1 protein-coding gene is annotated in these 1,561 nt (G+C 67.4%); it reads right to left on the bottom strand.

Annotated elements, in window-relative coordinates; genetic code table 11:
* Positions 1-23: 23 nt before the first annotated feature.
* On the bottom strand, positions 24-1,283 hold the full coding sequence (locus EUA94_RS21945; protein WP_129429050.1) for an IS110 family RNA-guided transposase: 1,260 nt from the start codon (positions 1,281-1,283) through the stop codon (positions 24-26).
* Positions 1,284-1,561: the final 278 nt, after the last annotated feature.

Here is a 1,561-nt window from a genome sequence, read left to right as displayed (position 1 = left end):
CGATGAGTAGCCCTGTGTCAACGTCAGGCGGCCTCGAGGTGGTTGAGGACTGCTTGCAGCGCGTTGTGTTGGGTGGGGTCGTAGGTGGTGTCGTCTTGCCAGCAGCGCCAGATGACGCTGAGCCAGGCGCGGGCCAGGATGCGGACGGCGTGGGGGTGTTCTTTGCCGCGGGCGATGGCGTCGTTGTAGATCTTGGCGGCCCAGGGGTTTGCTCGTCGGGAGTCGCCGGCGAAGTCGCACACGGCGTCGCGGAGTTCTTTGTTGACTGCCCACCGGAAGGCGACGGCGCGGTGTTTGCCGGACTGTTTGGTCGAGGGCGCCACGCCGGCCAAGCAGGCCAGGGACGCCGCGTCGGGGAACCGGCCGCGGGCGTCACCGATCTCGGCGAGCAGTCGGGCGGCGCGGACGGTGCCGCTGCGCGGGAGCGAGCAGAAGATGTGGGCGTCGGCGTGCAGGGCGAGTTGTTCGGCGATCTGGGACTCCAGGACGGCGATCTGCTCGACCAGGCTCCGCAGCACGACGAGCTGGGCTCGGGTGGTGTGTGCACGAGCGGCGCCATCTTCCCCAGTCAGCCCGCGGGGTGCGTCGTGCAGGTGGGTCATGAGTGTGGCCGGGTCGGTGCGGCCGGAGTAGCCCACGGACTTGAGCCAGGCACTCAGCCGCCTGGTGGAGAGCCAGTCGGCGCGGTCTTGGGACTCGAAGCGGTCCAGGAAGGCCAGGCTGATCGGGGAGTCGAGATCTCTGAAGAGGCCGACGGCGCCGGGGAAGGCGACCTGCAGGTGGGCGCGGAGCTGGTTGCACAACGCGACGCGGTGCTTGACCAGGTCCCGTCGGGCTCGGACGGTCGAACGCAGCGTCGTGGTGGCCGGCGTGTCGGTCCTCAGTGGTCGGAACCGGGCTCGGTCGGTGCGCAGGGTGTCGGCCAGGACGTAGGCGTCGAACCGGTCGTCCTTGTTGCCGGCCGAGCCGTAACGGCTGCGCAGGTTCTTGAGCTTGTTCGGGCTGATCACCACCACGGTGATCCCGGCGTCGAGGAGGGCCTCGACGACTGGTCCGTCGCCACGTTCGATGGCGACTTCGGTGACGCCTTGCTTGGTCAGGAACTTCACCATTGCCTTCAGTCCGGCCTTGGTGTGCTCGATCATCGTGCGAGCGATCTGACGGCCCTTGTCGTCAACGACGCTGACGGCGTGGTCGGCGCTGGCCCAGTCCAGGCCACCGGTCACACCGTTGGCGGGAATTTCGAGCAGTTGGTCACTACTGGTAGTGCTGGCAGACTTCACGTCAGCCTCCTCGCTGCTAGACCCAGTGGGGAGGCACCCAAACTTCGGTGTCGGGACGCATCTGCCAGTCAGCTCACTGATCGGCGCTCCCGGACCGCGTGTTCACAGTCCATGGCGCACAGCCCTGTCGACGGTCTTGGCGTCCCGAGTGACCGCCGGGTCCTGCAGAACTCATCGTGGACCTCAAGAGGTCGAGCGAGCGGGGCAGTGACCCAACGGCACCTCGGGTGCATCAGCGATCAGGTGACCGCCGACAGGAAGATGGTGCACCAGTGAGC

Source organism: Nocardioides zhouii (assembly GCF_004137345.1).
In the GTDB taxonomy this organism is placed as follows: Bacteria; Actinomycetota; Actinomycetes; order Propionibacteriales; family Nocardioidaceae; genus Nocardioides; species Nocardioides zhouii.
The sequence above is the reverse complement of the archived record's forward strand: the minus strand, read 5'-3'. Positions and strand labels throughout refer to the sequence as shown.